Source organism: Xenorhabdus sp. IM139775 (genome assembly GCF_028598745.1).
GTDB lineage: Bacteria > Pseudomonadota > Gammaproteobacteria > Enterobacterales > Enterobacteriaceae > Xenorhabdus.
This window is the reverse complement of sequence record NZ_JAQRFK010000004.1, coordinates 40,235-65,617: the sequence shown is the minus strand read 5'-3', so window position 1 is coordinate 65,617 and position 25,383 is coordinate 40,235. Positions and strand designations below refer to the sequence as shown.

Annotated in this window: 25 protein-coding genes; 10 read left to right on the top strand and 15 right to left on the bottom strand. The window is 45.6% G+C overall.

The genetic code is table 11. The features are described from left to right. Position 1 precedes the first annotated feature (1 nt). From ribH to pgpA, 4 genes are all read left to right on the top strand, one after another. Positions 2-472 (top strand): 6,7-dimethyl-8-ribityllumazine synthase, encoded by a 471-nt coding sequence (ribH, locus tag PSI17_RS01690; protein WP_273550288.1) that lies wholly within the window; start codon positions 2-4, stop codon positions 470-472. Positions 473-502: 30 nt separating this feature from the next. Next, positions 503-919, top strand: coding sequence for a transcription antitermination factor NusB (nusB, locus tag PSI17_RS01685; protein WP_273550287.1), 417 nt, complete (start codon positions 503-505; stop codon positions 917-919). A 101-nt stretch (positions 920-1,020) separates the two neighbouring features. Continuing rightward, the gene (gene thiL, locus PSI17_RS01680; protein WP_273550286.1) at positions 1,021-2,067 is read left to right on the top strand and encodes a thiamine-phosphate kinase; all 1,047 of its coding nucleotides are present in this window, start codon (positions 1,021-1,023) and stop codon (positions 2,065-2,067) included. Continuing rightward, a complete protein-coding gene (gene pgpA, locus PSI17_RS01675) occupies positions 2,060-2,551 on the top strand; it encodes a phosphatidylglycerophosphatase A (RefSeq protein WP_273550285.1) in 492 nt (163 codons plus the stop codon). The genes thiL and pgpA overlap by 8 nt, the downstream gene beginning before the upstream one ends. A gap of 35 nt (positions 2,552-2,586) precedes the next feature. Here the strand turns inward: pgpA and pcp are convergent, their stop codons facing one another. The 4 genes from pcp to xseB all read right to left on the bottom strand — a co-directional run bounded on the left by pcp (position 2,587) and on the right by xseB (position 6,831). Beyond that, positions 2,587-3,252, bottom strand: coding sequence for a pyroglutamyl-peptidase I (pcp, locus tag PSI17_RS01670; RefSeq protein WP_273550284.1), 666 nt, complete (start codon positions 3,250-3,252; stop codon positions 2,587-2,589). Positions 3,253-3,694: 442 nt separating this feature from the next. Continuing rightward, positions 3,695-5,560, bottom strand: a complete 1,866-nt coding sequence (gene dxs / locus PSI17_RS01665) for a 1-deoxy-D-xylulose-5-phosphate synthase (protein WP_273550283.1) — start codon at positions 5,558-5,560, stop codon at positions 3,695-3,697. A gap of 76 nt (positions 5,561-5,636) precedes the next feature. Then, the gene (ispA, locus tag PSI17_RS01660) at positions 5,637-6,569 is read right to left on the bottom strand and encodes a (2E,6E)-farnesyl diphosphate synthase (RefSeq protein ID WP_273550282.1); all 933 of its coding nucleotides are present in this window, start codon (positions 6,567-6,569) and stop codon (positions 5,637-5,639) included. A 4-nt stretch (positions 6,570-6,573) separates the two neighbouring features. After that, the gene (gene xseB / locus PSI17_RS01655) at positions 6,574-6,831 is read right to left on the bottom strand and encodes an exodeoxyribonuclease VII small subunit (RefSeq protein WP_273550281.1); all 258 of its coding nucleotides are present in this window, start codon (positions 6,829-6,831) and stop codon (positions 6,574-6,576) included. 242 nt (positions 6,832-7,073) lie between these two features. Between xseB and thiI the strand changes: the two genes are divergently transcribed. Then, on the top strand, positions 7,074-8,522 hold the full coding sequence (thiI, locus tag PSI17_RS01650) for a tRNA uracil 4-sulfurtransferase ThiI (RefSeq protein ID WP_273550280.1): 1,449 nt from the start codon (positions 7,074-7,076) through the stop codon (positions 8,520-8,522). Positions 8,523-8,618: 96 nt separating this feature from the next. On the opposite strand, the gene yajL is transcribed toward thiI, so the two are convergent. Further along, complete coding sequence (gene yajL / locus PSI17_RS01645; protein WP_273550279.1) at positions 8,619-9,206, bottom strand: protein deglycase YajL; 588 nt, start codon at positions 9,204-9,206, stop codon at positions 8,619-8,621. Continuing rightward, positions 9,166-10,080 (bottom strand): 2-dehydropantoate 2-reductase, encoded by a 915-nt coding sequence (gene panE, locus PSI17_RS01640; RefSeq protein WP_273550278.1) that lies wholly within the window; start codon positions 10,078-10,080, stop codon positions 9,166-9,168. The genes yajL and panE overlap by 41 nt, the downstream gene beginning before the upstream one ends. A 172-nt stretch (positions 10,081-10,252) precedes the next feature. On the opposite strand from panE, the gene PSI17_RS01635 reads away from it, so the two are divergent. Then, complete coding sequence (locus PSI17_RS01635) at positions 10,253-10,744, top strand: YajQ family cyclic di-GMP-binding protein (RefSeq protein ID WP_273550277.1); 492 nt, start codon at positions 10,253-10,255, stop codon at positions 10,742-10,744. 55 nt (positions 10,745-10,799) lie between these two features. On the opposite strand, the gene PSI17_RS01630 is transcribed toward PSI17_RS01635, so the two are convergent. The 9 genes from PSI17_RS01630 to PSI17_RS01590 all read right to left on the bottom strand — a co-directional run bounded on the left by PSI17_RS01630 (position 10,800) and on the right by PSI17_RS01590 (position 20,659). Next, positions 10,800-12,167 (bottom strand): MFS transporter, encoded by a 1,368-nt coding sequence (locus PSI17_RS01630; RefSeq protein WP_273550276.1) that lies wholly within the window; start codon positions 12,165-12,167, stop codon positions 10,800-10,802. A 144-nt stretch (positions 12,168-12,311) separates the two neighbouring features. Beyond that, a complete protein-coding gene (gene cyoE / locus PSI17_RS01625; RefSeq protein ID WP_273550275.1) occupies positions 12,312-13,196 on the bottom strand; it encodes a heme o synthase in 885 nt (294 codons plus the stop codon). 12 nt (positions 13,197-13,208) lie between these two features. Continuing rightward, the gene (locus tag PSI17_RS01620) at positions 13,209-13,541 is read right to left on the bottom strand and encodes a cytochrome o ubiquinol oxidase subunit IV (protein WP_273550274.1); all 333 of its coding nucleotides are present in this window, start codon (positions 13,539-13,541) and stop codon (positions 13,209-13,211) included. Beyond that, positions 13,541-14,152 (bottom strand): cytochrome o ubiquinol oxidase subunit III, encoded by a 612-nt coding sequence (locus tag PSI17_RS01615; RefSeq protein WP_273550273.1) that lies wholly within the window; start codon positions 14,150-14,152, stop codon positions 13,541-13,543. The genes PSI17_RS01620 and PSI17_RS01615 overlap by 1 nt, the downstream gene beginning before the upstream one ends. Further along, a complete protein-coding gene (gene cyoB / locus PSI17_RS01610; protein ID WP_273550272.1) occupies positions 14,152-16,134 on the bottom strand; it encodes a cytochrome o ubiquinol oxidase subunit I in 1,983 nt (660 codons plus the stop codon). Before cyoB ends, PSI17_RS01615 begins: the two co-directional genes overlap by 1 nt. Positions 16,135-16,138: 4 nt before the next feature. Then, positions 16,139-17,104 carry a cytochrome o ubiquinol oxidase subunit II gene (gene cyoA / locus PSI17_RS01605; protein ID WP_273550271.1) on the bottom strand — a complete coding sequence of 322 codons (966 nt, stop codon included), beginning with the start codon at positions 17,102-17,104 and terminating at the stop codon, positions 16,139-16,141. 350 nt (positions 17,105-17,454) lie between these two features. Then, the gene (locus PSI17_RS01600; RefSeq protein WP_273550270.1) at positions 17,455-18,222 is read right to left on the bottom strand and encodes a nucleoside-specific channel-forming Tsx family protein; all 768 of its coding nucleotides are present in this window, start codon (positions 18,220-18,222) and stop codon (positions 17,455-17,457) included. Positions 18,223-18,476: 254 nt separating this feature from the next. Beyond that, positions 18,477-20,006 carry a muropeptide MFS transporter AmpG gene (gene ampG, locus PSI17_RS01595; protein ID WP_273550269.1) on the bottom strand — a complete coding sequence of 510 codons (1,530 nt, stop codon included), beginning with the start codon at positions 20,004-20,006 and terminating at the stop codon, positions 18,477-18,479. A gap of 65 nt (positions 20,007-20,071) precedes the next feature. Continuing rightward, on the bottom strand, positions 20,072-20,659 hold the full coding sequence (locus PSI17_RS01590) for a lipoprotein (protein ID WP_273550268.1): 588 nt from the start codon (positions 20,657-20,659) through the stop codon (positions 20,072-20,074). Positions 20,660-20,910: 251 nt separating this feature from the next. Here PSI17_RS01590 and bolA point away from each other — a divergent pair, with 251 nt between their 5' ends. The 4 genes from bolA to clpX all read left to right on the top strand — a co-directional run bounded on the left by bolA (position 20,911) and on the right by clpX (position 25,248). After that, positions 20,911-21,234, top strand: a complete 324-nt coding sequence (gene bolA / locus PSI17_RS01585; protein WP_273550267.1) for a transcriptional regulator BolA — start codon at positions 20,911-20,913, stop codon at positions 21,232-21,234. 397 nt (positions 21,235-21,631) lie between these two features. Continuing rightward, complete coding sequence (gene tig / locus PSI17_RS01580; protein WP_273550266.1) at positions 21,632-22,936, top strand: trigger factor; 1,305 nt, start codon at positions 21,632-21,634, stop codon at positions 22,934-22,936. A gap of 271 nt (positions 22,937-23,207) precedes the next feature. Next, a complete protein-coding gene (clpP, locus tag PSI17_RS01575) occupies positions 23,208-23,831 on the top strand; it encodes an ATP-dependent Clp endopeptidase proteolytic subunit ClpP (RefSeq protein WP_273550265.1) in 624 nt (207 codons plus the stop codon). Between the two features lie 145 nt (positions 23,832-23,976). Beyond that, on the top strand, positions 23,977-25,248 hold the full coding sequence (gene clpX / locus PSI17_RS01570; RefSeq protein ID WP_273550264.1) for an ATP-dependent protease ATP-binding subunit ClpX: 1,272 nt from the start codon (positions 23,977-23,979) through the stop codon (positions 25,246-25,248). Positions 25,249-25,383: the final 135 nt, after the last annotated feature.

Genomic DNA, 25,383 nt, shown 5'->3' with positions numbered 1-25,383 from the left:
TATGAACGTAATCAAAGGTGTTGTTGCAGCTCCTAAAGCCCGCATTGCTATTGCGATTGCCCGCTTTAACAACTTCATTAATGACAGCCTGCTGGAAGGGGCCATTGATGCGTTGGATCGCATCGGTCAGGTTTCTACAGACAATATCACCGTCGTATGGGTGCCAGGCGCTTATGAACTGCCATTAGCGGTCAAGGCGCTGGCAGAGTCGCAAAAATATGATGCGGTTATCGCTTTGGGAACGGTTATCCGTGGCGGTACAGCCCACTTCGAATATGTTGCCGGCGAATGCAGTTCAGGCTTGTCCAGTGTGGCAATGTCCAGCGACATTCCTGTCACATTTGGTGTTCTGACAACTGAAAATATTGAACAGGCCATTGAACGCGCAGGGACTAAAGCGGGTAATAAAGGTGCGGAAGCAGCCTTGACCGCATTGGAAATGATTAATGTAATCAAAGCCATTAAGGCTTAAGTTTTTTTAGTTTTAATTAAGGGGAATTTTGTGAAACCTGCTGCTCGTCGTCGTGCTCGTGAGTGTGCTGTTCAGGCAATTTATTCATGGCAATTATCCAAAAACAACATCGCTGATGTTGAATTGCAGTTTCTGTCAGAGCAGGACGTAACCGGTGTTGATGTCACCTATTTCCGTGAATTGCTGTCCGGGGTAGCAGTCAATGCTACAAAATTGGATGCCTTGATGGCGCCTTATCTTTCCCGCCAGCTCGAAGAGTTAGGTCAGGTAGAAAAAGCTATCTTGCGCGTGTCGATGTTTGAACTAAGCTTTCGTGATGATGTTCCCTACAAAGTGGTTATTAATGAAGGCATTGAACTGGCAAAAGTGTTTGGCGCTGAAGATAGCCATAAATTCGTGAATGGGGTGTTGGATAAAGCTGGCCCGGCAGCACGCAAGAAAAAGTGATTGCTTGTCAGGAGTTCCCCATTATAACTCGATGATTTTACACATGAGGCCGGATTTCCGGCCTCATGTGCTCGTCATTGGTCACTTTTTGGAATTCTATTATGGCATGTGGTGAATTTGACCTCATTGCACGTTATTTCAATCGCCATCTCGTCCGCCGCCGCGATGTCAGTCTGGGGATTGGTGATGATTGTGCACTGATAACCGTTGCAGATAAGCAAGAATTAGCGGTAACAACAGATACGTTGGTTGCGGGTGTCCATTTCCTTCCTGAGATCTCACCGGAAGATTTGGCCTATAAAGCCTTAGCTGTCAATATCAGTGATCTGGCTGCTGTTGGGGCCGATCCGGCTTGGGCATCGTTGGCGTTAACGTTGCCTGACGTCAATGAAGATTGGTTAAAACGGTTTAGTGATAGTCTGTTTGAACAATTGAACTATTACGGTATGCAGTTAATTGGTGGGGATACGACAAAAGGCCCCATGAGTTTGACGCTGACCGTACATGGACTGGTACCGGCTGGCAGGGCTTTGCGTCGTGCCGGGGCGAAAAACGGCGATTGGATTTATGTCACCGGAACCTTGGGTGACAGTGCCGCAGGGCTTGCCTTGCTGCAAGAGCGCCTGATGGTGGAAGATCCTGCGATCCACAACTGGCTGGTCAAGCGTCATCTCCGTCCACAACCACGTGTTTTACAAGGACAGGCATTGCGTAATCTGGCATCTTCCGCGATTGATTTGTCTGATGGATTAATTTCTGACCTCAACCATATTCTGACCACGAGCCAATGTGGTGCGCGTATTAATCTGGATGCGTTACCTTATTCGGAAGCGATGCAGCAATATGTCTCCCCTGAACAGGCGTTGAAATGGGCGTTGAGCGGCGGGGAAGATTATGAATTGTGCTTCACCGTACCTGAGCTGAACCGTGGCGCGTTAAATATGGCATTGGCCCATGCCGGCGCGAGTTTCTGCTGTATTGGGCAAATCAGGCCGGAATCAGAAGGCATCCGCTATTTTAACCATAATGAAGAAATTGCATTGGATCTGAACGGCTTTGACCATTTTAAAACGGATAAAAAACCGGTAGCACTTTGTCCGGTTGCGCATCAGGAAGAAAATGATCAAACGGAGGGAACACATGGATGATGCAAAACGCCACTTAAAAATGAGTAATGCGTGGCATTTACTGGCGACGGGGTTCGGCAGTGGCTTATCGCCGGTGATACCGGGCACAATGGGTTCCGTGGCGGCGATCCCTTTCTGGTTGTTGCTGGTGCAGCTACCGACATGGGGAATCTGGCTGGCGATTGTGTTGGGAACCGTCATTGGCTGCGTGATCTGCCAGAAGGCTGCTGATGCAATGAAGGTGGATGATCCGGGTTGTGTCGTCTGGGATGAATTCATAGGTATGTGGATCACCCTGATGGCGATCCCGGTGCTCAACTGGCAATGGGTTTTGGTTGGCTTTGTGGTATTCCGCATTTTTGATATGTGGAAACCCTGGCCGATCCGCTGGTTTGACCGCTATGTGAAAGGTGGTATCGGCATTATGCTGGATGACATTATCGCAGCTATCTTTGCGGTGGTGGTTATCTGGCTACTGAATTTCTACCAAGTGTTACCTTTCTGAATGAAACAGCCACTGGAACTCAGTGGCTGTTTCATTCAGCTTGTTGTCCCGCCGGTGGCGGTAATATCTTTTGCATTCTTCAATGTCGATTCGATGGCGATTTTCAATGCTGTCGTCATCATCTCTACCGCCATACTTGGGGTTGTACCAGAATGTCTGGCGGCCTGTTCCGGTAAATAAGGAACGTGGATAAAACCGCCCCGTACAACGGAGGCTGGTTGGTTCAAATTACGTTGCTGCAAATAATGCAGCAACCCGTACATCACATGGTTGCAAACGAAGGTTCCCGCCGTTTGGGAGACGGTTGCAGGAATGCCGCTAGCATTTAGCGCATTAACTATGGTTTTGATGGGCAGGGTCGAAAAATAAGCCGCGGGGCCACCTATAATGACAGGCGTATCAATTGGCTGTTTGTCAGCGTTATCCGGAATACGGGCATCGTTAACATTGATTGCGATGCGTTCTACACTGATATTGGGTCTGCCTCCGGCTTCCCCGACGGCAATCACCACCTCGGCTTTAACCCGTTCAATGGCGGTGTAGAGATGTTTCAGGGAAGCATCGAAAACGCAAGGCAGTTGGCAAACTTCAATATTCGCCCCCGCAATTTGGTCTCCCTGCAATGGCCTGACGGCCTCCCATGATGGATTGATGGTTTCACCACCGAAAGGCTCAAAAGCCGTGACTAAAATCGTTTTCATGACGGTACCTTGTTGTTGTTTTTACTCGCCGTACTTCAAGATGCTTTTATTTTGCGAGCTGCAACTTAAAGTTTATCGGCTATATAAAACATTAAAAAATAGAGCAGGAATATAAATAGCTTTGCAAAAAGCAACTGTATAAATGTACAGTTACTTTTTGCTGGTTACCAGAATTAACGGCTAAGTCCCATCTGGTGGTCGTTTGTAGATGAAACATCCCTGACGCCTTATGCCACATGCCTTCGCCAAAGTGTAGCGGTATTATGAAAAGCTATTTATTGATGTTAATGATTATTTTTTGAAACTATAAATAGGAGTTTGGAATTGATCTGCAATTTTAGAATGTTGTTTATTTGGAATAGAAAAATTATAGGGAATAAGAATTTCAATAGAGAGAAAAACGGATGAATGTTGCTATTAAACATTCATCCATGATTAAAATTTATTTAGCCAGATATTTTTCGATACTGTGTTGAATACCCGTTGCATCGAGTCCTAAATCAACATGAAGCTCTTGTTGTGTTCCTTGCGGGATAAAATAATCGGGTAAACCCAGATTCAATACGGGAGTGGATAACTTTTCCTGCATCAGCAGTTCGTTAACCCCACTGCCGGCACCGCCCATGATGGCATTTTCTTCCAAAGTCACCAGCAAGTCATGGCTGGCGGCCATTTCCAGTATTAATTCTTTATCCAGCGGTTTGACAAAACGCATGTCCACAACGGTTGCATTCAGGGCTTCTGCCGCTTGCTGTGCATAAGGTAATAATGTGCCAAAGTTAAGGATTGCAATGCGTTCCCCCTGACGGCGGATCACGCCCTTGCCGATGGGCAATGTTTCCAGCGGTTGGCGTTCAGCACCGGTGCCTGTACCACGAGGATAACGGACAGCAGCAGGGCCGGCTTGATAATGATATCCGGTATGCAGCATCTGACGGCATTCGTTTTCATCGCTGGGCGCCATGATGACCATATTCGGAATACAGCGCAGGAAGGAGAGATCAAATGCCCCTTGATGGGTCTGACCATCTGCACCGGCGATGCCGCCACGGTCGATGGCAAACAAGACAGGCAGGTTTTGGATGGCGACATCGTGGATCACTTGATCATAAGCGCGTTGCAGGAAGGTGGAGTAAATGGCGACGACAGGCTTGTAACCGCCGATAGCCAGACCTGCGGCAAACGTGACCGCATGTTGTTCGGCAATCGCGACATCAAAGTATTGCTCAGGATACTCGCGGGAGAAACGCACCATGCCGGAACCTTCCCGCATGGCGGGGGTGATCGCCATCAATCTTTTATCATGTACGGCTTCTTCACACAGCCAGTCACCGAAGATCTTGGAGAATGTCGGGCGAGTCTCTGCGCTTTTTGGCAGGGAACCGGTCGCGGGATCAAATTTGGGAACGGCATGCCAACTGATGGGATCTTTTTCCGCTGGCGCATAACCACGACCTTTTTTCGTCATGATATGCAGGAATTGTGGCCCTTTCAGTTCACGCATATTTTTCAACGTCTGGGTCAGCGCCAATACATCATGACCATCAACAGGCCCGATATAGTTGAAGCCAAGCTCTTCGAACAGCGTTCCGGGCACCACCATGCCTTTCAGGTGCTCTTCCGTTTTTTTCAATAACTCTTTGATCGGAGGCAGGTTGGAAAATACCTTTTTGCCGCCTTCACGCAGCGTTGTGTACAGCTTGCCGGACAGAATTTGTGCCAGATGGTTATTCAATGCTCCGACGTTTTCAGAGATAGACATTTCATTGTCATTGAGGATCACCAACATGTCAGGGTCGATAGCCCCGGCATGGTTCATGGCTTCGAACGCCATGCCCGCAGTAATGGCACCATCCCCGATGACGCATACTGTCTTGCGGCCTTTGCCTTCATGTTTGGCAGCAATCGCCATCCCTAAGCCTGCACTGATGGAGGTGGATGAGTGACCGACACATAAGGTGTCGTATTCACTTTCTTCCCGCCAAGGGAAGGGATGAAGGCCATTTTTTTGGCGAATGGTATTAATGCGATCACGACGTCCAGTCAAAATTTTGTGTGGGTAGGCCTGATGACCCACATCCCAGACTAAATTATCAAAGGGCGTTTTATAAACATAATGGAGTGCGACGGTTAATTCGATAGCGCCAAGGCCGGAAGCAAAGTGACCACTGGAACGGCTGACACTGTTCAGCAAAAATTGACGCAGTTCATCACATAACTTTGGCAAGGTTTCTTTGGGTAGCAGGCGAAGCTCTTCTGGAGTTTCTGCCAATGCCAATGTTGGATATTTCGCTATATCAATGCTCATGCTATGCCTGTATAAAATGCTATACCCGTTAGACGTTGGTTGAGGGTGCATTCGAAGATTAATATGACCGATTTTTTTAGCTGTTTCTCTCAATGATAAAACCAGCCAGTTTTTTTAAGATTGCGGTGTTATATGCCTGTTTTTCCAGTTCTGTCAGGGCGTCGAGCGCTTCTTCATACAGCTTCTGGGCTTTTTTCTGGGCTTGTTCTAAACCTAATAATGCCGGATAGGTATTTTTGCCGAGTTGCTGATCGTTGCCCTGACGCTTGCCAATCACTTCCGTATTGCCAATGACATCCAGAATATCATCATGTACCTGAAATGCCAGACCGATGGCTTGGGCGTATTGCTCCAGCAAAGGCAATGCTTCACGGCCGCGTTGCCCTGCACCATAAGCGGCCAGTCGGACGGCTGAACGTATTAATGCCCCTGTTTTATGTCGGTGGATCTGTTCCAGCGAGGCAAGATCGATCTGTTTACCTTCAGCTTCCAAATCCAGTGACTGCCCCCCGCACATGCCGGCAAACCCGCTGGCGCTTGCCAATTCAGCAATCATGGCAAGGCGATCGGATAAGGCAACATTGGGCATGTCCTGTTTTGCCAGAATTTCAAAGGCCAGTGATTGTAAGGCATCTCCGGCTAAAATAGCCTGACTTTCACCAAATTTGATATGACAGGTCGGTTGCCCGCGACGTAAATCGTCGTTATCCATTGCGGGTAAATCATCATGAATCAATGAATAAGCATGGATGCACTCTACTGCGAGGGCGGCGGCATCAAGGCTCTTTTTGGGGAGGCCAAGCATTTCTCCCACGCTGTAAACTAAAAATGGGCGCAGCCGTTTTCCACCCAGTACCGCACCATATTGCATTGCTGTGCCTAGTGGGCTGTTTAAAACAGGCAATGAAGAAAATGTTGCCAGCAGCTTGTCATTAATATGCTGCTGACAAGTGTGCAAAATTTCTTCAAAAGAGGGTGCTTCACAAGGTGTCTTATATTGTTCGGACATAAATTTACTCAGCATCGGACGAAAATTCATCAAGTGGCGATTGTGCATCATGGTTCAATAAAATTTGCACTCGTTGTTCCGCCTGTTGAAGCGTTTTCTGCCCTTGTCTTGCAAGTTGAATACCACGTTCAAATTCATTCAACGCATCTTCTAATGGGAGTTCCCCGGATTCCAGCCGAATAACAATGTCTTCCAGCTCTTTGAGAGATGTTTCGAATGTCGGCATTTGTTCGGTTGCTGATGTTTGATTTGCTTTAGACATAATGACTTAACTTATGGTTATTTAACGAATTACAGCAAAGCAAGTTTGTTACAGACTTGCCAGTACCCTACTACACCAAGAAAAATAAATCATGCGTTACCGCTGTTTTTTACGGGTGATTTTTTTTACGGGTGATATAGCGAGATGGTGTTATACTCTGCGCCCTATCCAACTGAACATTTAAGAACAATCATTGATATTGTTTGTGATAGTTCAACATTGAATGACTACTATATCTTACTATGAAGTTTATCATTAAATTATTCCCAGAAATTACGATCAAGAGCCAGACCGTCCGGTTGCGTTTTATTAAAATTCTTGCCAGCAATATCCGCAATGTGTTGAAAACATTTGGCGAAGGCATTGCTGTTGTTCGTCATTGGGATAATATCGAAGTTCGGGTCAAGAATGATAACCTCAGTGCCGAAATTTGTGACGCACTGACACGTATTCCCGGTATTCACCATATCCTGCAAGTGGAAGAGCGGGATTATCGTGATCTACATCATATCTTTGAGCAAACCTACGAAACCTATGGCCACTTACTGCATGGTAAGACATTTTGTGTTCGCGCAAAGCGCCGCGGTAAACACAGTTTTACCTCTAATGAAGTCGAGCGTTATGTCGGTGGCGGGTTGAACCAACATATCGAATCAGCCAAAGTGAAACTGACTCAGCCTGATGTGACGGTGAATCTGGAAATTGATCAGGACACGCTGATCTTGGTGAAAGCCCGTTATGAAGGAATTGGTGGTTTTCCTATTGGTACGCAGGAAGATGTGCTGTCATTGATTTCCGGTGGCTTTGATTCCGGTGTTTCCAGTTATATGCTGATGCGCCGTGGCTGCCGTGTGCACTACTGTTTCTTTAATCTTGGTGGCTCAGCCCATGAGATTGGCGTCAAGCAGGTTGCCCATTATTTGTGGAACCGGTTTGGCAGTTCGCACAAAGTCCGCTTCGTTGCGGTCGATTTTGCCCCTGTCGTTGCGGAAATTCTGGAAAAAGTTGATGACGGGCAGATGGGCGTTGTACTGAAAAGAATGATGGTCAGGGCAGCCTCCAGCGTTGCAGAACGCTACGGTGTGCAGGCGATTGTCACCGGTGAAGCCTTGGGGCAGGTATCCAGCCAGACCTTGACTAACTTAAGGTTGATCGATAATGCCTCCGATACGCTGATCCTGCGCCCCCTGATTTCTCATGATAAAGAGCACATTATTAAGCTGGCCCGTGAGATTGGCACCGAAGATTTTGCCCGCACTATGCCCGAATTTTGTGGTGTGATATCAAAAAGCCCCACAGTGAAAGCGGTTAAAGCCAAAATTGAAGCAGAAGAGAACAATTTTGACTTTGAGATTTTAGCGCGGGTCGTGAGTGAAGCCCAGAATCTGGATATCCGCCAAATTGCCGAGCAAACCAGTGAGCAAGTGGTAGAAGTGGAAATGGTATCAGCACTTTCTTCTGGTGATGTGTTGCTGGATATCCGTTCCCCTGATGAACAGGACGATCGGCCGTTAAACATAGACGGTATTGCAATTCAATCATTGCCTTTCTATAAACTGAGTACTCAGTTTGGTGATTTGCCGAAAGAAAAAACGTATCTGCTTTATTGTGAACGTGGTGTGATGAGCCGTTTACAGGCACTTTATCTGCGTGAACAGGGTTTCGATAACGTGAAAGTGTATCGACCTTAATTTGTCAGGCTGCTTACGGAACCTATCCGATAGGCAGCCTATGTATCTTCCGTTTATTTTTCAGGTCTATTTTTCGGGCTGCTTGGTTATCGGCGGTCACTGGAAATTATTAATACCGGGCGGTAAAACGAGTTGGGCGGCAACTTCGGCGGCTTTTTCTTTTCCTTCCAACAATTCAATCAGTTTCAAGGCGAAGTCAAAAGCGGTGGCAGGCCCTTGGCTGGTCAGTAAATTGACTCTTTCGTCAAAATACACGCGTTTATCAATCCATTTCTCCGGCGCAATCTTATCCTGCATGCTGGGATAGCCAGTCATGTTGCCGACAGGAAAAAGTTGATGGTATTCCAATACGATCGCCGGAGATGCACAAATTGCCGCAATGATTTTCCCCTGACTTTGTGCGGTTCGAATTTTTTCTACAACCAGTAAGCTGTCACGAAAACATTCTGCACCTTTTAGCCCTCCCGGCAGAATAACGGCATCAAAATCCTCGTCAATGACATCAACTAAGGGGGCATCGGCAACGATTTTGACACCGCGAGAACAGGTTAATATGAGGGTGCCATCGGTTTCTGTGCTGGCGACGGTAACGTTAATTCCTGCCCGAACAAGTAAATCAATCGTTGTGACGGCCTCGATTTCTTCACTGCCGTGAGCGAGGCAAATAAGGGCTGAGGTGCTCATATTCTTCCTCCTTGCGCTTAATGTAATGATAAACAATGGTATTTTCGGTGATTGGCAAACCGTGAACACGGGCCCGGCGTATTAAAAAGCCGGTGATGTAGTCTATTTCTGTATGTCGCTGTGCCCGTATATCTTGCAGCATGGATGAGTAATTTTCAGCGGTTTGCCCAATGACGTTCATGACGTAATCAATCAGGGTTTGTTGGGTTATATGGATATTGTCATGCTTCATCACGTGATAAATTTCGTCACATAGTGCCTGAATTTGTGCAGGGTAATGCCGTAAGTCACCGTTTTTGCAGTCATAGATGACCGTGAGTGGGTTAATGACACAGTTAACGGCAAGTTTCATCCAACTGATAGCCTGTATTTCATTGTGCCATGCCACATCAGGCAGGGCACAGTGTAAAACATCGGCCAGATCGCTGAACTTGGCAGCATTGGCGGTTACGGCTCCAATGTGAGTTATGCCTTGTGACTTATAGTACACTATGTCGTTTTTTCGATAGGCACCATGAGTGGTCACACCCAGTAAAATCGGGTTGGGCAAAGGCGCAAACTCTTCTGGGGTTCCCATTCCATTATGCAATAACAGGATTGGGCAATGAGGGGAAAGTTTGCCAGCCAGATGATTAACTGCATCAGACACTTGCCATGCTTTTAAACAAACGAGGAGTAACTTGCTTTCAGCAAGGTGTTTTTCGTCATTGGCAGGAAATTGTTGCTTAAAGACCTGACCATTGAAGTTTTCGATTTGAACGGAAGTAACAGGTTGTGGAACCCTTAACCATCCCTGAACACGATGATTTTTTTTGGATAAGGCAGCAAGCCACAGTTTACCTATAGCGCCACAGCCAAGAACGGTTATTTTCATATTTCTTCCTTGAGAGACGCTTTCATGAGGAACCTCGATCGTCATTAACGCTCATTGATCTCGAAACATGATAATTTCAAAAAGATCGTTGGGCTTCCCGAGTATAGAGCTTTTGCCAATAATAGAAAGCGGTTATCATGCCGATTTATTGATTAGCAGGAGGTGACGGGCAATGCCATCATTTGATATTGTTTCTGAAGTTGAGATGCCGGAAGTGCGTAATGCAGTAGAAAATGCGCAGCGGGAATTAAGTAGTCGTTGGGATTTCCGCAACGTCAACGCAAGTTTTGAATTAAATGAAAAGAATGAATCGATCAAAATTGCCAGTGAATCTGATTTTCAGGTGAACCAACTCGTCGATATTCTGCGTGAAAAATTTGCTAAACGTGGAATTGATGGTTCGGTGCTCAATGTTCCTGAAGATAGGGTTCATAGTGGCAAAACCTACAGTGTAGAAGCGACCTTGCTGCAAGGTATCGATACGCCGTTAGCGAAAAAGATTGTGAAGCTGATTAAAGACAGCAAGCTGAAAGTACAAGCTCAAATTCAGGGTGAGCAAGTACGGGTAACCGGTAAGGCGCGTGATGATTTGCAAGGTGTCATTGCATTGATTCGCGGTGCAGAATTGGGTCAGCCTTTCCAGTTTACGAATTTCCGCGATTAATATCGATGATAGTACGGTGTTTGGTAAACACCGTACTTATTATAAATTTCGCAGGCTATTTATGGGATAAGACAAGCTGTTCTAACTGCTCGCGATTGGTCTGTTTGGTATCGACTTTGATATAGGCACTCAGCTCTTCTGGTGCAATAACGACATCTTTTACTCCAGCCTGCGCCAATATCTTTTTCTCTAAAATCTCAGGGGCACAGAGTTGCTCCGGCAAAATGATCCTGATACTGCTGACATAGGGCGGTTGCCGTAATGTCAGGCTGATAATAAACCAGAATGCCGTCAGTGCGACGCCCCCCATAAAGACGAATGATGCCCCTTGCCATTCGTAAAGCATTCCCCCAAGGCTGCCTCCCAAAGCAACGCCAAGGAATTGGCTGGTGGAGTAAACCCCCATGGCAGTGCCTTTGTAACCCGCAGGCGCTTCTTTGCTGATAAGTGAAGGCAAAATAGCTTCCATGATATTAAACGCAAGGAAGAAAATTTGAATGCCGGCAAAGATCCCCCAAAGATGCGAGCCTTGAAGCCATAAAACGACTTCCGCAATGAATAGCATCGCGATACACAGTAAAAATACCTGCTTCATGCGACGTTTTGTCTCTGCATAAATAATGAAAGGCAGGACAGCGACAAAAGAGATAAGGGTGGTGATTAAATACACTTTCCAGTGTTGTTGTGGAGGAAAACCCACTTTTTCCATAATGAGGGGAAGGGCAACAAAGCTCGACATCAATAAGGTATGCAGGCAGAGAATACCAATATTAAGTTTTATTAATTGAGGATCTGAAAGCACCCGTTTGAGGCTGCCGCGTGCGATACCGGATTCGCGATTTAGCAAATGCTTGTGTGTACTCGGCACGGCAAACAGTGTGATAAAGATCCCGCAGCCAGCCAGGATTGCAATGGCGCCAAACAGGCCATTTAAACCAATTTGGTGGGTGATAATCGGGCCGACAACAATTGCAAAGGCGAAGGTGATACCGAAACTAATGCCGATAAATGCCATGGCTTTTGTTCGATTCTGCTCACGGGTCAGATCTGAAAGTAATGCCATGATAGCGGCGGATATGGCTCCCGTGCCTTGCAGGGCACGCCCAATAATAATTCCCCAAATAGAGTCGCTTAAGGCGGCAATAATACTGCCTAATGCAAAGATGAGAAGCCCGCCTATGATTAAAGGCTTTCTGCCAATTTTGTCTGACAGCAGCCCAAATGGGATCTGAAATATTGCTTGTGTTAAGCCGTAGATGCCGATAGCAATGCCGATAAGCGCTTCTGTCGCATCACGTAATTCTAAGCCATAGGTCGTCAGAACAGGTAGAACCATGAACATACCTAACATGCGCAGAGAGAAAACGGAACCTAAGCCCCATGTCGCCCGAAGTTCAAGCGGGGTCATTTTATTATCGTTCACGGGTACCTCAAAAAATCTGGTATGACATTTCAATCAAGTGAGAGGCAAACGGAAAAGAAGCGTTTGCAACCGAACGAATAAGTTGTCATTGATAGAGATAAAGGAAAGGAAAAAGAGGGCAGGGTAAACCCTGCCCTCTAAATATTACCAGACGTAAGTCAGTAGGTTTTCTGGCGATGCTGATGAATCTACAGACATCATGACGCTTAATGACATGATAGCGACGATAGAAAACAGAAATAACTTACGGGCCCAAATACGGTCATTAGAGGTTTTATAACCTGATAATGCCATACCCAGCCACCAGATACTCACTGCGGCAGCGACAATGAGGTATTTATAACCTGCATAACCACTGATGGCCAGCATCAAAGTGGCAACCATAAAGGCCAGAATATACAGGGTGATATGGTTTTTCGCGACGGAAATACCTTTAATCACGGGTAATACTGGGATGTTGGCCGCTTGATAATCTTTGAACCGAAAAATAGCAATGGCGTAAGAATGGGGCATCTGCCACAAGCTGAAGATCAACAATAAGATCAATGCGCCGGTATCAAAATGTCCTGCTACTGCACAGTAACCGATCACGGGAGGTGCTGCGCCTGACAAGCTACCAACCAGCGTGCCATAAACAGATTTTCTTTTCATGTAGAGGCTATAAACCCCGACATAAATGACAAACCCAATGAGAGCTAACTGCATTGCTAAGGCATTGGCTGCTACATAGAGCAGCACTATGCCAGCAATACCTAACACTGAGGCGTAAATCAGGCTGGTTTTCGGATCGATAAGCCCTTTCACAAGGACCCTTTCTTTCGTTCTTTCCATGATACGGTCAATATCGCGGTCGATATAGTTGTTGAATACACAACCTGATGCTACCACCAGCGATACCCCGACCATCGTTGCAAAGAACAAGGGGTAATCTATTACGCCCCTGGAAGCGAGTAGAAAACCACCAATCGCAGAAATTAGATTTCCGAAAATAATTCCTGGTTTGGTCACTTGCAGGTATTGCTTAATCATTCAAATCAACCCTTAATCAACCATCATATTGATGTTCAGGTTGTACATGATCCACAGGGAGCCAACAACAACAATCGCGATGACCAGTAATGTGAATAGTAAAGCAAGGAGGTTCCAACGCTCTTCAGATGATGTATTCATATGCAGGAAGCAGATGAAATGAACAAAGACCTGAATAACAGCCATGGCAACGACGGTCACCAAAATTGTGCTGTGTGAAGCTGTACCTTCCATCACCATCCAGAATGGGATCACGGTCAGGATGACTGACAGTACAAAACCAATCATATAGGTTTTGAAACTACCGTGGCTGGCGCCGGAATGAGAAGTATTTGGATGACTCATTACATCGCTCCCATCAGATAAACGATAGTAAATACACAGATCCATACGACATCAAGGAAGTGCCAGAACAGGCTCAGGCAATTCAGGCGTGTACGATTCACGTCAGTCAGACCACGACGTGAAACCTGAACCATCAGCGTGATGATCCAAATCAGGCCGAAGGTGACGTGTAGACCGTGAGTGGCAACCAGCGCAAAGAAGGCGGACAGGAATGCACTGCGGTCAGGGCCATAGCCTTCCGTGATCAGTTTATGGAACTCGTAGATTTCCATTGAAACGAAGCCAAGGCCAAACAGGAAGGTAATGAACAGCCACAGGTTAACCTGTGCCACTTTACCTTTGTTCATGTTCAGCATGGCGAAACCATAGGTAATACTACTGAACAGCAGCAGGAAGGTTTCCACCAATACAAATGGCAGTTCAAAAATATCTTTACCAGACGGGCCACCGGCAGTGCCATTAACCAGCACTGCATAGGTAGCGAACAGACTTGCAAACAGAACCAAGTCACTCATCAGGTAGATCCAGAAGCCAAATACTTTGTTAGCCCCTGTATCGTGGTGCCCATGAGCGTCATGGGCGGCTGTGTTGTTAAGGGTTTGAGTCGACATTATTTCACACCTGCCTTTCTCAGTTCTTCGTAACGCTGATTCTCAACTTTTTCGACTTCAGCGACAGGGACGTAGTAATCAACGTCTTCGTCAAAACTTTTCACGATGCAGCTAATGACGATACCTGCGAAACTTGCGATAGCCATCCACCAGATATGCCAGATCAAAGCAAAGCCTAATGTCAGACAAAATGCGCTGATGATCACACCTGCTGCCGTGTTTTTAGGCATATGAATTTCTTCATATTTAGCAGGGCGCTTATATTCAGTGCCTTTTTCTTTCATATCCCACCATGCATCACGAGTCTGGATGTGTGGAACTTCAGCAAAGTTATAGAACGGAGGTGGAGATGAAGTTGACCATTCCAGAGTACGGGCACCCCATGGATCGCCGGTCAGATCGCGGTTTTGGTCACGGTCACGGATACTGACGTAGAACTGGATAATCTGACACAAAATACCTAAGGCGATTAGGGCCACGCCGCCCGCTGCAACAACCAGCAATGGGTGGAATTCTGGGTTGATATCTTGGCTCAGGCGACGGGTCATCCCCATGAAGCCCAGTGCGTACAGTGGCATGAAAGCAACGAAGAAACCAATGATCCAGAACCAGAATGCACGGACGCCCCATTTTTCATTCAGGGTGAACCCAAATGCTTTAGGGAACCAGTAAGTTGTACCTGCGAAGCAGCCGAATACCACACCGCCGATGATAACGTTATGGAAGTGAGCAATCAGGAACAAACTGTTATGCAGAACGAAGTTAGCACCCGGTACTGCCAGCAGAACGCCCGTCATACCACCAATGGAGAAAGTGACCAGGAAGCCAACCGTCCACAACATTGGGGTTTTGAATTCAATACGACCACGGTACATGGTGAACAGCCAGTTGAAGATCTTAACCCCGGTTGGGATGGAGATAATCATCGTGGCGATACCAAAGAAGGCGTTGACGTTTGCACCGGAACCCATGGTAAAGAAGTGGTGCAACCATACTATGAACGACAGGATGGTGATAACGATTGTCGCCCACACCAGTGAGGTATAACCAAACAGGCGTTTTTTCGAGAAGGTTGCCGTGACTTCAGAGAAGATACCAAAGACAGGCAGAACCAGAATGTAAACTTCGGGATGACCCCAAGCCCAAATCAGGTTGATGTACATCATCATGTTGCCACCCATATCGTTGGTAAAGAAATGGGTGCCCAGATAACGATCCAGGGTCAGCAACGCGATGGTTACCGTCAGGATTGGGAAGGCCGCAATGATAAGTACGTTGGTGCACAGTGAAGCCCATGTAAAGACAGGGAGTTTCATCATGGACATGCCCGGTGCACGCATGCGCAGGATGGTCACGAAGAAGTTAACACCTGTCAGCAATGTACCGACACCGGAGAGCTGAAGACTCCATATCCAGTAATCGACCCCAACACCGGGGTTATATTCCAGACCGGATAGCGGCGGGTAGGCCAACCAACCGGTTTGTGCAAACTCACCCACCCCCAGAGAGATGTTGATCAGCGCGACGCCGACAACAAATAGCCAGAAGCTCAAAGAGTTCAGGAATGGGAATGCAACGTCGCGTGCGCCGATTTGCAGAGGAACCACAATGTTCATCAGGCCGACAACGAAAGGCATCGCCATAAAAAAGATCATGATAACGCCGTGAGCGGTGAAGATCTGATCATAATGGTGCGGGGGCAGGTAACCAGCTTCACCAGCGGAAGCCAAGGCTTGTTGTCCACGCATCATGATGGCGTCAGCGAAACCACGGAGCATCATCACCATGGCAACGACGATGTACATGACACCAATTCTTTTATGGTCAACGCTGGTTAACCATTCATTCCAGAGCCATTTCCATTTACGGAAATAAGTTAAGGAACCGACAACGACCAGTCCCCCAAGCAAGATCCCAAGCAATGTCACCACAATAATGGGTTCATGCAATGGGATCGCATCCAGTGTTAATTTTCCCCACATGCCTTTATTCCTCAACACCTGAATGAGCCGGCTGACTCATATTCATATTATGACCCGCAGCTTCACCATGTTCTGTTTTGCCATGACCCGCCATGCCATGCATACCACCATGGCCCATGTCACCCATGAATTTGGCGATAGTCTCTTGGAACAGTTTTGGTTTCACGCTTGAGAAGTATTCAACGGGGTTGTTTTGGCTAGGTTTAGCCAACTCATTGAATGCTTGCACAGTATCCAGGGTTTTGGGGGATGCTTTAACTTTCTGCACCCACTCTTCAAAACCTGCACGATCATCAGTTGCTGTTGCAGTGAATTTCATGCCAGAGAAGCCTTGACCACTGTAACTTGCTGAGAACCCGTCGTATTTACCCGTTGAGTTAGCAATTAAGTGCAGTTTTGTCTGCATGCCAGCCATTGCATAAATCTGGCCACCCAACTGTGGGATGAAGAAAGAGTTCATCACAGAGTCTGAGGTGATTTTGAAATTAATTGGAACATCTTTAGGGAATACAATTTCGTTTACAGTTGCGATACCCTGTTCCGGATAGATAAACAGCCATTTCCAGTCAAGGGAAATCACTTCAATCGTCACCGGTTTCACATCACTGTCCAATGGCTTATATGGATCGAGCTCGTGCGTCGTTTTCCATGTAATCGTTGCTAACGTGATGATAATCAGGATAGGTACTGTCCAAACGACAAGCTCAATTTTATTTGAGTGTGCCCAGTTTGGACGATAAGTTGCAGATTTATTGGCTTCCCGGTAACGCAAGGCAAAAACGATTGCCATTACAATAGCCGGTATAACAACGATCAGCATTAAGCCAAACGCCGTTAGTATCAGCGTTTTTTGTTCAACGCCGATCGCCCCTTTGGGATTCATCAATACCATATCGCAACCACCTAGCATTAAGGTGGCTGTGAGTAGTGACGATAACCCAATAATTTTTTTGTATTTCACAAGTCTCATTGAGCGACCCCAGATAACAAAAGCTTTATTGTCGTTTCATCAGTGTGGGCATTCTACGGTAAGGTTACCGGAGTGTAAACAATTGTAATAGAAGCAGGTTGGCTTGTAGGCTTTTTATGCTAGGGGGATCACATGTGGGGCCTAATTTAACAAAACGTTAATTTCGGATAGTTATCTTAACCAAAAAATCAAAATAGACAATCATTTTTAAATAACCCTCTATTTTAAAAGGGAAAAACTTGACAGGAATAAAAGAAAAAATGCTGGAACACGCATTTTTATCGGTAGGATAACTATTATTTATTGGTTTCAATGAGCAGCATTAGGCTGCTCATCGATAAAATTAGTTATTAAAAGTTATATTTTACACTGTAAACAATGCCATCCTGCAAGAAGTTTTCTCCCAGTTTGTTATCCGCATAGCGGTATTGAACGCCAGTTGTAAAAGAAGGATGTGGTGTCCACCATAATGCGATAGCGCCATTGATACCTTCGCGTCCGCCATTGCCATAACGTTGATTGCGATTTAATTCAATTTCATTCCAGTTTGTCACGCTGAATTTTTGTTCCCAAAGGTTGAAATCGTATCCGGCAACCCAGCCTACGACATAACCATTTTTTCCTGAATAGAAAGGTTGGTCAACATAATGCAGTGCGACAAAAGGCTTGAACCACAGGCCGGCAATATTAGCGTTATAGCCTAATCCATACAGGGTGTTGACTTCATGGAAGTTTCCACCGTTTGCTTTGCCTGGTAATGAATAGGTTCCATAGACATGACCATAAAGGTTGAAACCCGTCTCACCCAGATAGAAACGGCCTGTTGTCTTGAAAGTGTAACGTTGGTTATCACCCGGTTGGGCTGTTTTACTGTTAAAAGGATTCTCTAAATCAGCGAAGCCATACAATTCGCCCCAGCTAAATCCTGCCCCACCTTCCAGTTCTAGATAAGCAAAATCATCTTTATGCGAAGATTGCCCGGTTTTATGAGTGGTATGTTCACTCCAGTCAAGGTAGTTCATGCTGACATTGCCAAACCCCCACTGGTATTCCGCGCTGGCTGAAGCAGAAACTAAGGCAGCGGCAATTGCGGTGAGTGTCAAAATACGTCTTTTCATAAATTCCCTTTATATGGTTTTAAGGTGGTTAACGATATTTCGAATAGTTCGAAATAATGTGCGCTCAAATAATAATATTTGTTAGTTCAAATATAAATAATTCCACCTTGAAAAAGATGTAATTCAGGCCACAGAATTGTGTTTTTTTACTCTTCTTGTGAAGCTTGTCACTATAAACGGGCAACAGAAAGCTGAACTTTGTCAGCCTTCTGTTGTAAACAGAGATGAAAAAGGCATTGAGTAGAGAAAAGCGACTAAGTGAGCTTACTTCTCCTTAAAGCCAAATAATCCAACATTCCTCCTAAAAGAAGACCTAAGATTCCAATGGTGATACTCCAGGATAATAGTGGGGATATCCAATCACTGACTTTATGCAGATTGAGAATATATTCTGGGGATAGCGTGCATATCAGAGAGACTAAATGAATGTTGATAAACAACACACTGCTGATCATTAACCAAACGATGAACATCAGGGCGGCCAATATCATGATAATAAAGGCGGATTTATAAGCATTCTTGAAGAGTGTGCGGGGCAGGAAGCTATCATTTTTCTGGGTGTAATCCAGTGTCTTACGGCAGACAAGCAACAACGCAAGCCCCGGTAATCCGATAATCACCGAGAAGAGATAAAACGTTGGCCAACCATAGGCTTCTGCAAACCATCCTGCGACCGGGCCAACATAAACGCGGCCAACGGCTGATAATGCAGAAAGCAAAGCGAACTGTGTGGCTGAAAATGATTTATTACACAAGGTCATGAGGAGGGCGACAAAAGCCGCAGTTCCCATACCGCCACAAATATTTTCCAGAAAAATCGCTCCCCCCATGACGTAGATGTCCTTAGGGGTGACAGCCAGTACCCAGTAACCAAAATTTGAAACGGTTTGAAGAATGCCGAACATCATCAGGGCACGGAACAGACTCAGCCTATGCATCAAATAACCCCCGTACAATGCACCGACAATGGTAGCAGCAAGTCCGAGGGTTTTATTGATCATCCCGACTTCGACGGGATCGAAGCCCACGCCACGAATAAGAAAAGGTGTGCTGAGTGAGAGCGCAAAGGCATCGGCCAGTTTGTACAATACAATCAATAACAGGATAAGCCAGGCATTGTTTCGGCTGAAAAAATCGGATAATGGTTCGAATACCGCTTGATGCAATGTTTTTGGCGGTGCGGTATTCAGGTTTGGTTCTTTGGCGGTCAGCGTGGCACAAACGCCAATCAACATGAAACCTGCCATAACCCAATACATAGGTTGCCAGCCAATATAGCTGGCAAGCAGCAAGGCAAGGCCACCCGAAGTCAGCATCGCCAACCGATAGCCCAGTACGGAAATGGCAGCACCTGATCCGCGTTCTTCCTTTGTCAACAGGTCAGTTTTATAGGCATCAAAAATAATATCCTGAGAAGCTGAGAAGAATGCCACAGCCACAGCCAATGCCGCCAGCCACCATAAATGCTGAGAAGGTTGCAGAAATCCCATTGCTGCAATGCTGACGATCAGTAACAGTTGAGTAATGAGCATCCACCCCCGCCGGCGTCCGAAAAAGGAGGGGGTATATCGATCCATCGTGGGTGCCCAGAGGAACTTAAACACATAAGCCTGACCAACCAAAGTGAAAAAACCGATAGTTCGGATATCGACATTTTCGACAGTCATCCATGCTTGTAACGTTCCAGCAGTGAGCGCGAGAGGTAGACCTGAGGCAAAGCCCAGCAATAGAAGGGTACGATAGTTGCGTAATGCAGATAGGTTTAAATAACGATGGTTAGTCATGAGCCTCCCAAAACTTTCTGCATATCATCCTGTAGAATTAAGCAGAAAGTTTATACATTATCCTGTTAGCGGATGTTTTGCTTGATAAAGGTGCTGATTGACGCATCTTGAGCCATGTCTGCGATCACGTCAGACAGGACCGTATTGACTGCGCCAGCAATTTTTGCGTTTGTTGCCCCCAATGGCCCCTGAACATTGTAGCTAGTCCGGTAGTTTTTGGTTTGTTGACTACCGTCTTGAGCATAAGCAATGATGGATATTTCAGCTTTTGCTGAAATATCGTGACGAAGGCTGCCTTCTTTCACATTGGCGTAGAGTTGATTCACAATGACCCGTAAATTGGCATTGGCGGGAGAACCAATCATATAACCACGAGCCACCATTTGTTTTTCCAGGACTTCTTGCAGCAGAAAGCGCAAATCGCGGGAAGGAACCAGTGTGATTAATCGTGCATCACGATTAATTTGGGCCAGGGCTTGAGATTGACGCTGGTCATCCCCACTAATAGTGACTGTAATTGCTTTCATGGTTGGATCAGCCAGTGGCAGAGTAATTTTCGGCTGGATAGCTAATGTATTGCTTGAGTCTGCGCAGCCAGATAATCCAGCTAAAAAGAAAAGTGTCATCAATGGAATAAATATTTTCTTTAGCATTTGGGTTTTCTCAATTTAAGATTCAGATATTCAATATATTAATACTGGAAGAATAAACGCCGTAATCATAGCATCGCCACGGGTAGCGGCATATCCCTGATGATTGAAACAGAGTTTAAACGTAGTGAGAAATACCTCACGTAAACACGGTTAAAGGGATTTAATAACTTCCCGATGTTATAAATCATGGGGAATAAACTAGAATCAATAGTGTGGTTAATAAACAACCTTTGGTGATTGAGGAGAATGAGATGGTTCGTCAAGAAATAGAAACAAAGTTACAGGCGGCATTTAAGCCTTCTCATCTGGAAGTCATTGATGAAAGTTATCGTCACAATGTGCCCGCGGGTTCTGAAAGCCATTTTAAAATCATTCTCATCAGCAATGAATTTGTTGAACAAAGAATGCTGAATCGGCACCGTTCAGTATATGGTGTCTTGGCTAAAGAATTAGAGGAAGGCGTGCATGCTTTGGCGCTTCATACTTATACGGAAAAGGAGTGGGCAGAACTGGAAGATACGGTTCTGGCTTCCCCGGCATGTCGTGGTGGCACTACAACGACGTCAACTTTGTGATTTTTTAGGATAATCAAATAGCTTGTTTATCTTTATTTGATTCATCCAGGGTTAATTTTAGCCAGCAGCCTTCGGGCTGTATTTTTGTTTATGATGCTATTGCATCAACAAATAGCATCATAAACGACATCGTGATGTAGTCATTGAGCAACGTTTATCATAGTCAGTCAACGAATCATGCATGCTTTTGTCTGCAATTCTCGACTCATACCGTCTGCGTCGCTATAATGTTGCGTCTAAATTTTTAGAATGGTTTCGGGACGCTTCTGATCACAGGGATTCTCGGTTTTTAAATGCGACCGCCCCCGGTTCTTAAAGAAGACTGTCATTCGCTTGTGATAAGCATTACAGTCATTCTGAAGTTGACCGAGCACTATGATTTTTTTGAGGTAACAAGATGCAAGTTTCTGTTGAAACCACTCAAGGCCTTGGGCGTCGTGTGTCAATCACCGTTCCTGCTGCCGATATCGAAAAATCAGTTGACAGTGAACTGGTTAATGTAGCAAAGAAAGTCCGTATCGACGGTTTTCGTAAAGGCAAAGTGCCAATGAAGGTCGTTAAGCAGCGTTACGGCGCTTCTGTTCTTCAGGATGTTCTGGGTGATCTGATGCAGCGCAATTTCATCAATGCGATTATTGAGCAGAAAATCAATCCAGCAGGCGCACCAAGCTACAAGCCTGAACAGTTTAAAGAAGGTGAAGACTTCACTTACGCAGTTGAATTTGAAGTTTATCCGGAAATTGAACTGAAAGGTCTGGAAGAAATCGAAGTTGAAAAACCGGTTGTTGACGTTAAAGATGCAGACGTTGACAACATGCTGGATACACTGCGTAAACAGCAGGCGACTTGGAAAGAAAGCGATGAGGCAGCGACCGCGGAAGATCGCGTCACTGTTGACTTCACGGGTTCCATTGATGGTGAAGAGTTCGAAGGCGGTCAATCAACTGATTTCGTTCTGGCAATGGGTCAGGGTCGTATGATCCCAGGCTTTGAAGACGGTGTTGTTGGCCATAAAGCAGGTGAAGAATTTACCATCGATGTGACCTTCCCAGAAGACTACCATGCAGAAAATCTGAAAGGTAAAGCTGCGAAGTTCGTGATCAACCTGAAAAAAGTTGAACAGCGTGAACTGCCAGAGCTGACTGAAGAGTTCATCGCCCGTTTTGGTGTTACTGATGGTACTGTTGAAGGTTTGCGTGCCGAAGTTCGTAAGAACATGGAACGTGAACTGAAAAATGCTGTTCGTAACAACATCAAAACTCAGGTTCTTGATGGTCTGGTTAAGGCTAACGAAATTGAAGTGCCTGCGGCAGTGGTTGATGGTGAAATCGATGTACTGCGTCGTCAGGCTACCCAACGTTTTGGCGGCAACGAAAAACAAGCTCTGGAACTGCCACGTGAACTGTTCGAAGAGCAGGCGAAACGCCGCGTTGTTGTTGGCTTGCTGTTAGGCGAAGTGATCAGCAGCAATGAGCTGAAAGTCGAAGAAGATCGCGTGACTACGTTGATCGAAGAAATGGCGGCAGCTTATGAAGATCCGAAAGAAGTTGTTGAATACTACAGCAAAAACAAAGAAATGATGAACAGCGTTCGCAACATTGCTCTGGAAGAGCAGGCGGTTGAACTTGTTCTGGGTAAAGCTAAAGTTTCTGAAAAAGAAACTGGCTTCAATGATCTTATGAACCAAAATCAATGGGCATAAGTTTCATTTATTGATTGCCTGAGATGATGAAGCCTCGCACTCAATGAAGCAAACCGAAGTAAACCCGCAGGCTATGCTTGCGGGTTTTTTTATTGTTCTTGAAAAAAACAGATTTAACCTCATATCCTTTCTTACTATTATGTAGGGGCTTACTACTTTTTAGAGGGGGAAGCTCCCCTTGTTAGTTAACTTTGGATCATGGTCATCATCGCTTATCTCAAGTAGAATCAGTTATGAATGGCACCAGCGTGAGTTCTATTAGGAGACGGAAATGTCATACAGTGGCAAGCAAGATCAATATGCACCTAACATGTCTTTGGTGCCGATGGTGGTTGAACAAACAGCACGTGGAGAGCGTGCATTTGATATCTATTCCCGCTTATTGAAAGAGCGTATTATTTTTCTAACCGGGCCTGTTGAAGATCATATGGCGAACTTGATCGTTGCCCAGATGTTATTCTTGGAAGCAGAAAACCCAGAAAAAGATATTCATTTATATATCAACTCACCTGGTGGGGTTATTACAGCAGGAATGTCTATTTATGACACGATGCAGTTTATCAAACCCGATGTGAGTACTATTTGTATGGGACAGGCTTGTTCAATGGGGGCATTCCTGCTGACCGCTGGCGCGCAAGGGAAGCGTTTCTGTCTGTCAAATTCCAGAGTGATGATTCACCAGCCACTGGGTGGTTTTCAGGGACAGGCGACTGATATAGAAATCCATGCGCAGGAAATACTCAAAGTTAAAGCCCGTATGAACGAATTGATGGCGAAACATACCGGGCAACCACTTGAGAAGATTATTGGGGATACAGAACGCGATCGTTTCTTGTCAGCCGAAGAGGCCGTAGGATACGGATTGGTTGATAGTATTTTCACCCAGCGTAACTAATTATTAATAATTACCTTATTACTCCGATGCTAGCCTTTCTCTGAGCGTTTTTTGATGTTGACGCTAAACTAGTCGGAGTAATAACAGCGTTTTTTCTGTTATGCCGGACAAACTGGGATAACAGTTCATAAAGTGAGGTTGACTGATGACAGATAAGCGCAAAGACGGTTCAGGAAAGCTGCTGTATTGCTCTTTCTGCGGGAAAAGCCAACATGAAGTACGGAAATTAATCGCTGGCCCGTCAGTGTATATCTGCGATGAATGTGTCGATTTATGTAATGATATCATTCGCGAAGAAATTAAGGAGCTGGTACCACATCGTGAGCGTAGCGCATTGCCTACCCCGCATGAAATTCGCCAACATCTGGATGATTATGTTATCGGCCAGGAAACAGCGAAAAAGGTGTTAGCAGTTGCGGTTTATAACCATTACAAGAGACTACGTAATGGTGATACCACTAACGGCGTGGAACTCGGCAAAAGTAATATTCTGTTGATTGGCCCGACAGGTAGCGGTAAGACGTTGTTGGCAGAGACATTGGCTCGCTATTTAGACGTTCCGTTTACGATGGCTGATGCCACGACATTGACCGAAGCAGGTTATGTTGGGGAAGACGTAGAAAATATTATTCAGAAACTTCTGCAAAAATGTGACTACGACGTGCAGAAGGCACAACGTGGTATCGTGTATATTGATGAAATAGATAAAATTTCCCGTAAGTCTGATAACCCTTCAATTACTCGTGATGTATCGGGAGAAGGGGTTCAACAGGCCCTGTTGAAACTGATTGAAGGCACTGTGGCGGCGGTTCCACCTCAAGGTGGTCGTAAGCACCCACAGCAGGAATTTTTGCAAGTTGATACTTCCAAGATCCTGTTTATCTGTGGCGGTGCGTTTGCCGGTTTGGATAAAGTGGTCAGCCAGCGTTTGAATATCAGTTCAGGTATTGGTTTTAGTGCTAAAGTTAGTGGTGAATCGGAGAAAGCAACAGAAGGTCAATTGCTGTCTCAGGTTGAACCGGAAGATTTGATCAAGTTTGGGTTAATTCCTGAATTCATCGGTCGTCTGCCCGTTGTGGCAACGCTGACTGAACTTAATGAAGAAGCATTGATTCAAATCCTACAGGAACCGAAAAATGCGCTTACGAAACAGTATCAGGCCCTGTTTAACCTTGAGGGTGTTGAACTGGAATTCAGAAAAGAAGCACTGACTTCCATAGCGAAAAAAGCCATGGCGCGTAAAACGGGTGCCCGTGGCCTTCGTTCAATTGTTGAAGGTGTTTTGCTGGATACAATGTACGATCTGCCATCAATGGAACATGTAGAGAAAGTTGTCGTTGATGAAACGGTTGTCGAAGATAACTCCACACCATTATTGATATATAGCAAGCCGGATGCCCAAGTTTCTGGTGAGTGAAGAAATGGGGTAAGGAAGTGCTGATTATCAAGACGCATTGAAAAAACAAAAAATGAGGGGTTTTCCCTCATTTTGTTTTTTGCAGACATAGGCTATTGAATGTCAGATTCCTGTCCCCATATATTTTGTATTCTT

Excerpts from the sequence above, each read along its gene's own strand:
- ribH (WP_273550288.1), top strand. The coding sequence starts at position 2 with ATGAACGTAATCAAAGGTGTTGTTGCAGCTCCTAAAGCCCGCATTGCT.
- thiL (WP_273550286.1), top strand. The coding sequence starts at position 1,021 with ATGGCATGTGGTGAATTTGACCTCATTGCACGTTATTTCAATCGCCAT.
- pgpA (WP_273550285.1), top strand. The coding sequence starts at position 2,060 with ATGGATGATGCAAAACGCCACTTAAAAATGAGTAATGCGTGGCATTTA.
- pcp (WP_273550284.1), bottom strand. The coding sequence starts at position 3,252 with ATGAAAACGATTTTAGTCACGGCTTTTGAGCCTTTCGGTGGTGAAACC.
- dxs (WP_273550283.1), bottom strand. The coding sequence starts at position 5,560 with ATGAGCATTGATATAGCGAAATATCCAACATTGGCATTGGCAGAAACT.
- ispA (WP_273550282.1), bottom strand. The coding sequence starts at position 6,569 with ATGTCCGAACAATATAAGACACCTTGTGAAGCACCCTCTTTTGAAGAA.
- xseB (WP_273550281.1), bottom strand. The coding sequence starts at position 6,831 with ATGTCTAAAGCAAATCAAACATCAGCAACCGAACAAATGCCGACATTC.
- thiI (WP_273550280.1), top strand. The coding sequence starts at position 7,074 with ATGAAGTTTATCATTAAATTATTCCCAGAAATTACGATCAAGAGCCAG.
- yajL (WP_273550279.1), bottom strand. The coding sequence starts at position 9,206 with ATGAGCACCTCAGCCCTTATTTGCCTCGCTCACGGCAGTGAAGAAATC.
- panE (WP_273550278.1), bottom strand. The coding sequence starts at position 10,080 with ATGAAAATAACCGTTCTTGGCTGTGGCGCTATAGGTAAACTGTGGCTT.
- PSI17_RS01635 (WP_273550277.1), top strand. The coding sequence starts at position 10,253 with ATGCCATCATTTGATATTGTTTCTGAAGTTGAGATGCCGGAAGTGCGT.
- cyoE (WP_273550275.1), bottom strand. The coding sequence starts at position 13,196 with ATGATTAAGCAATACCTGCAAGTGACCAAACCAGGAATTATTTTCGGA.
- PSI17_RS01620 (WP_273550274.1), bottom strand. The coding sequence starts at position 13,541 with ATGAGTCATCCAAATACTTCTCATTCCGGCGCCAGCCACGGTAGTTTC.
- PSI17_RS01615 (WP_273550273.1), bottom strand. The coding sequence starts at position 14,152 with ATGTCGACTCAAACCCTTAACAACACAGCCGCCCATGACGCTCATGGG.
- cyoB (WP_273550272.1), bottom strand. The coding sequence starts at position 16,134 with ATGTGGGGAAAATTAACACTGGATGCGATCCCATTGCATGAACCCATT.
- cyoA (WP_273550271.1), bottom strand. The coding sequence starts at position 17,104 with ATGAGACTTGTGAAATACAAAAAAATTATTGGGTTATCGTCACTACTC.
- PSI17_RS01600 (WP_273550270.1), bottom strand. The coding sequence starts at position 18,222 with ATGAAAAGACGTATTTTGACACTCACCGCAATTGCCGCTGCCTTAGTT.
- ampG (WP_273550269.1), bottom strand. The coding sequence starts at position 20,006 with ATGACTAACCATCGTTATTTAAACCTATCTGCATTACGCAACTATCGT.
- PSI17_RS01590 (WP_273550268.1), bottom strand. The coding sequence starts at position 20,659 with ATGCTAAAGAAAATATTTATTCCATTGATGACACTTTTCTTTTTAGCT.
- bolA (WP_273550267.1), top strand. The coding sequence starts at position 20,911 with ATGGTTCGTCAAGAAATAGAAACAAAGTTACAGGCGGCATTTAAGCCT.
- tig (WP_273550266.1), top strand. The coding sequence starts at position 21,632 with ATGCAAGTTTCTGTTGAAACCACTCAAGGCCTTGGGCGTCGTGTGTCA.
- clpP (WP_273550265.1), top strand. The coding sequence starts at position 23,208 with ATGTCATACAGTGGCAAGCAAGATCAATATGCACCTAACATGTCTTTG.
- clpX (WP_273550264.1), top strand. The coding sequence starts at position 23,977 with ATGACAGATAAGCGCAAAGACGGTTCAGGAAAGCTGCTGTATTGCTCT.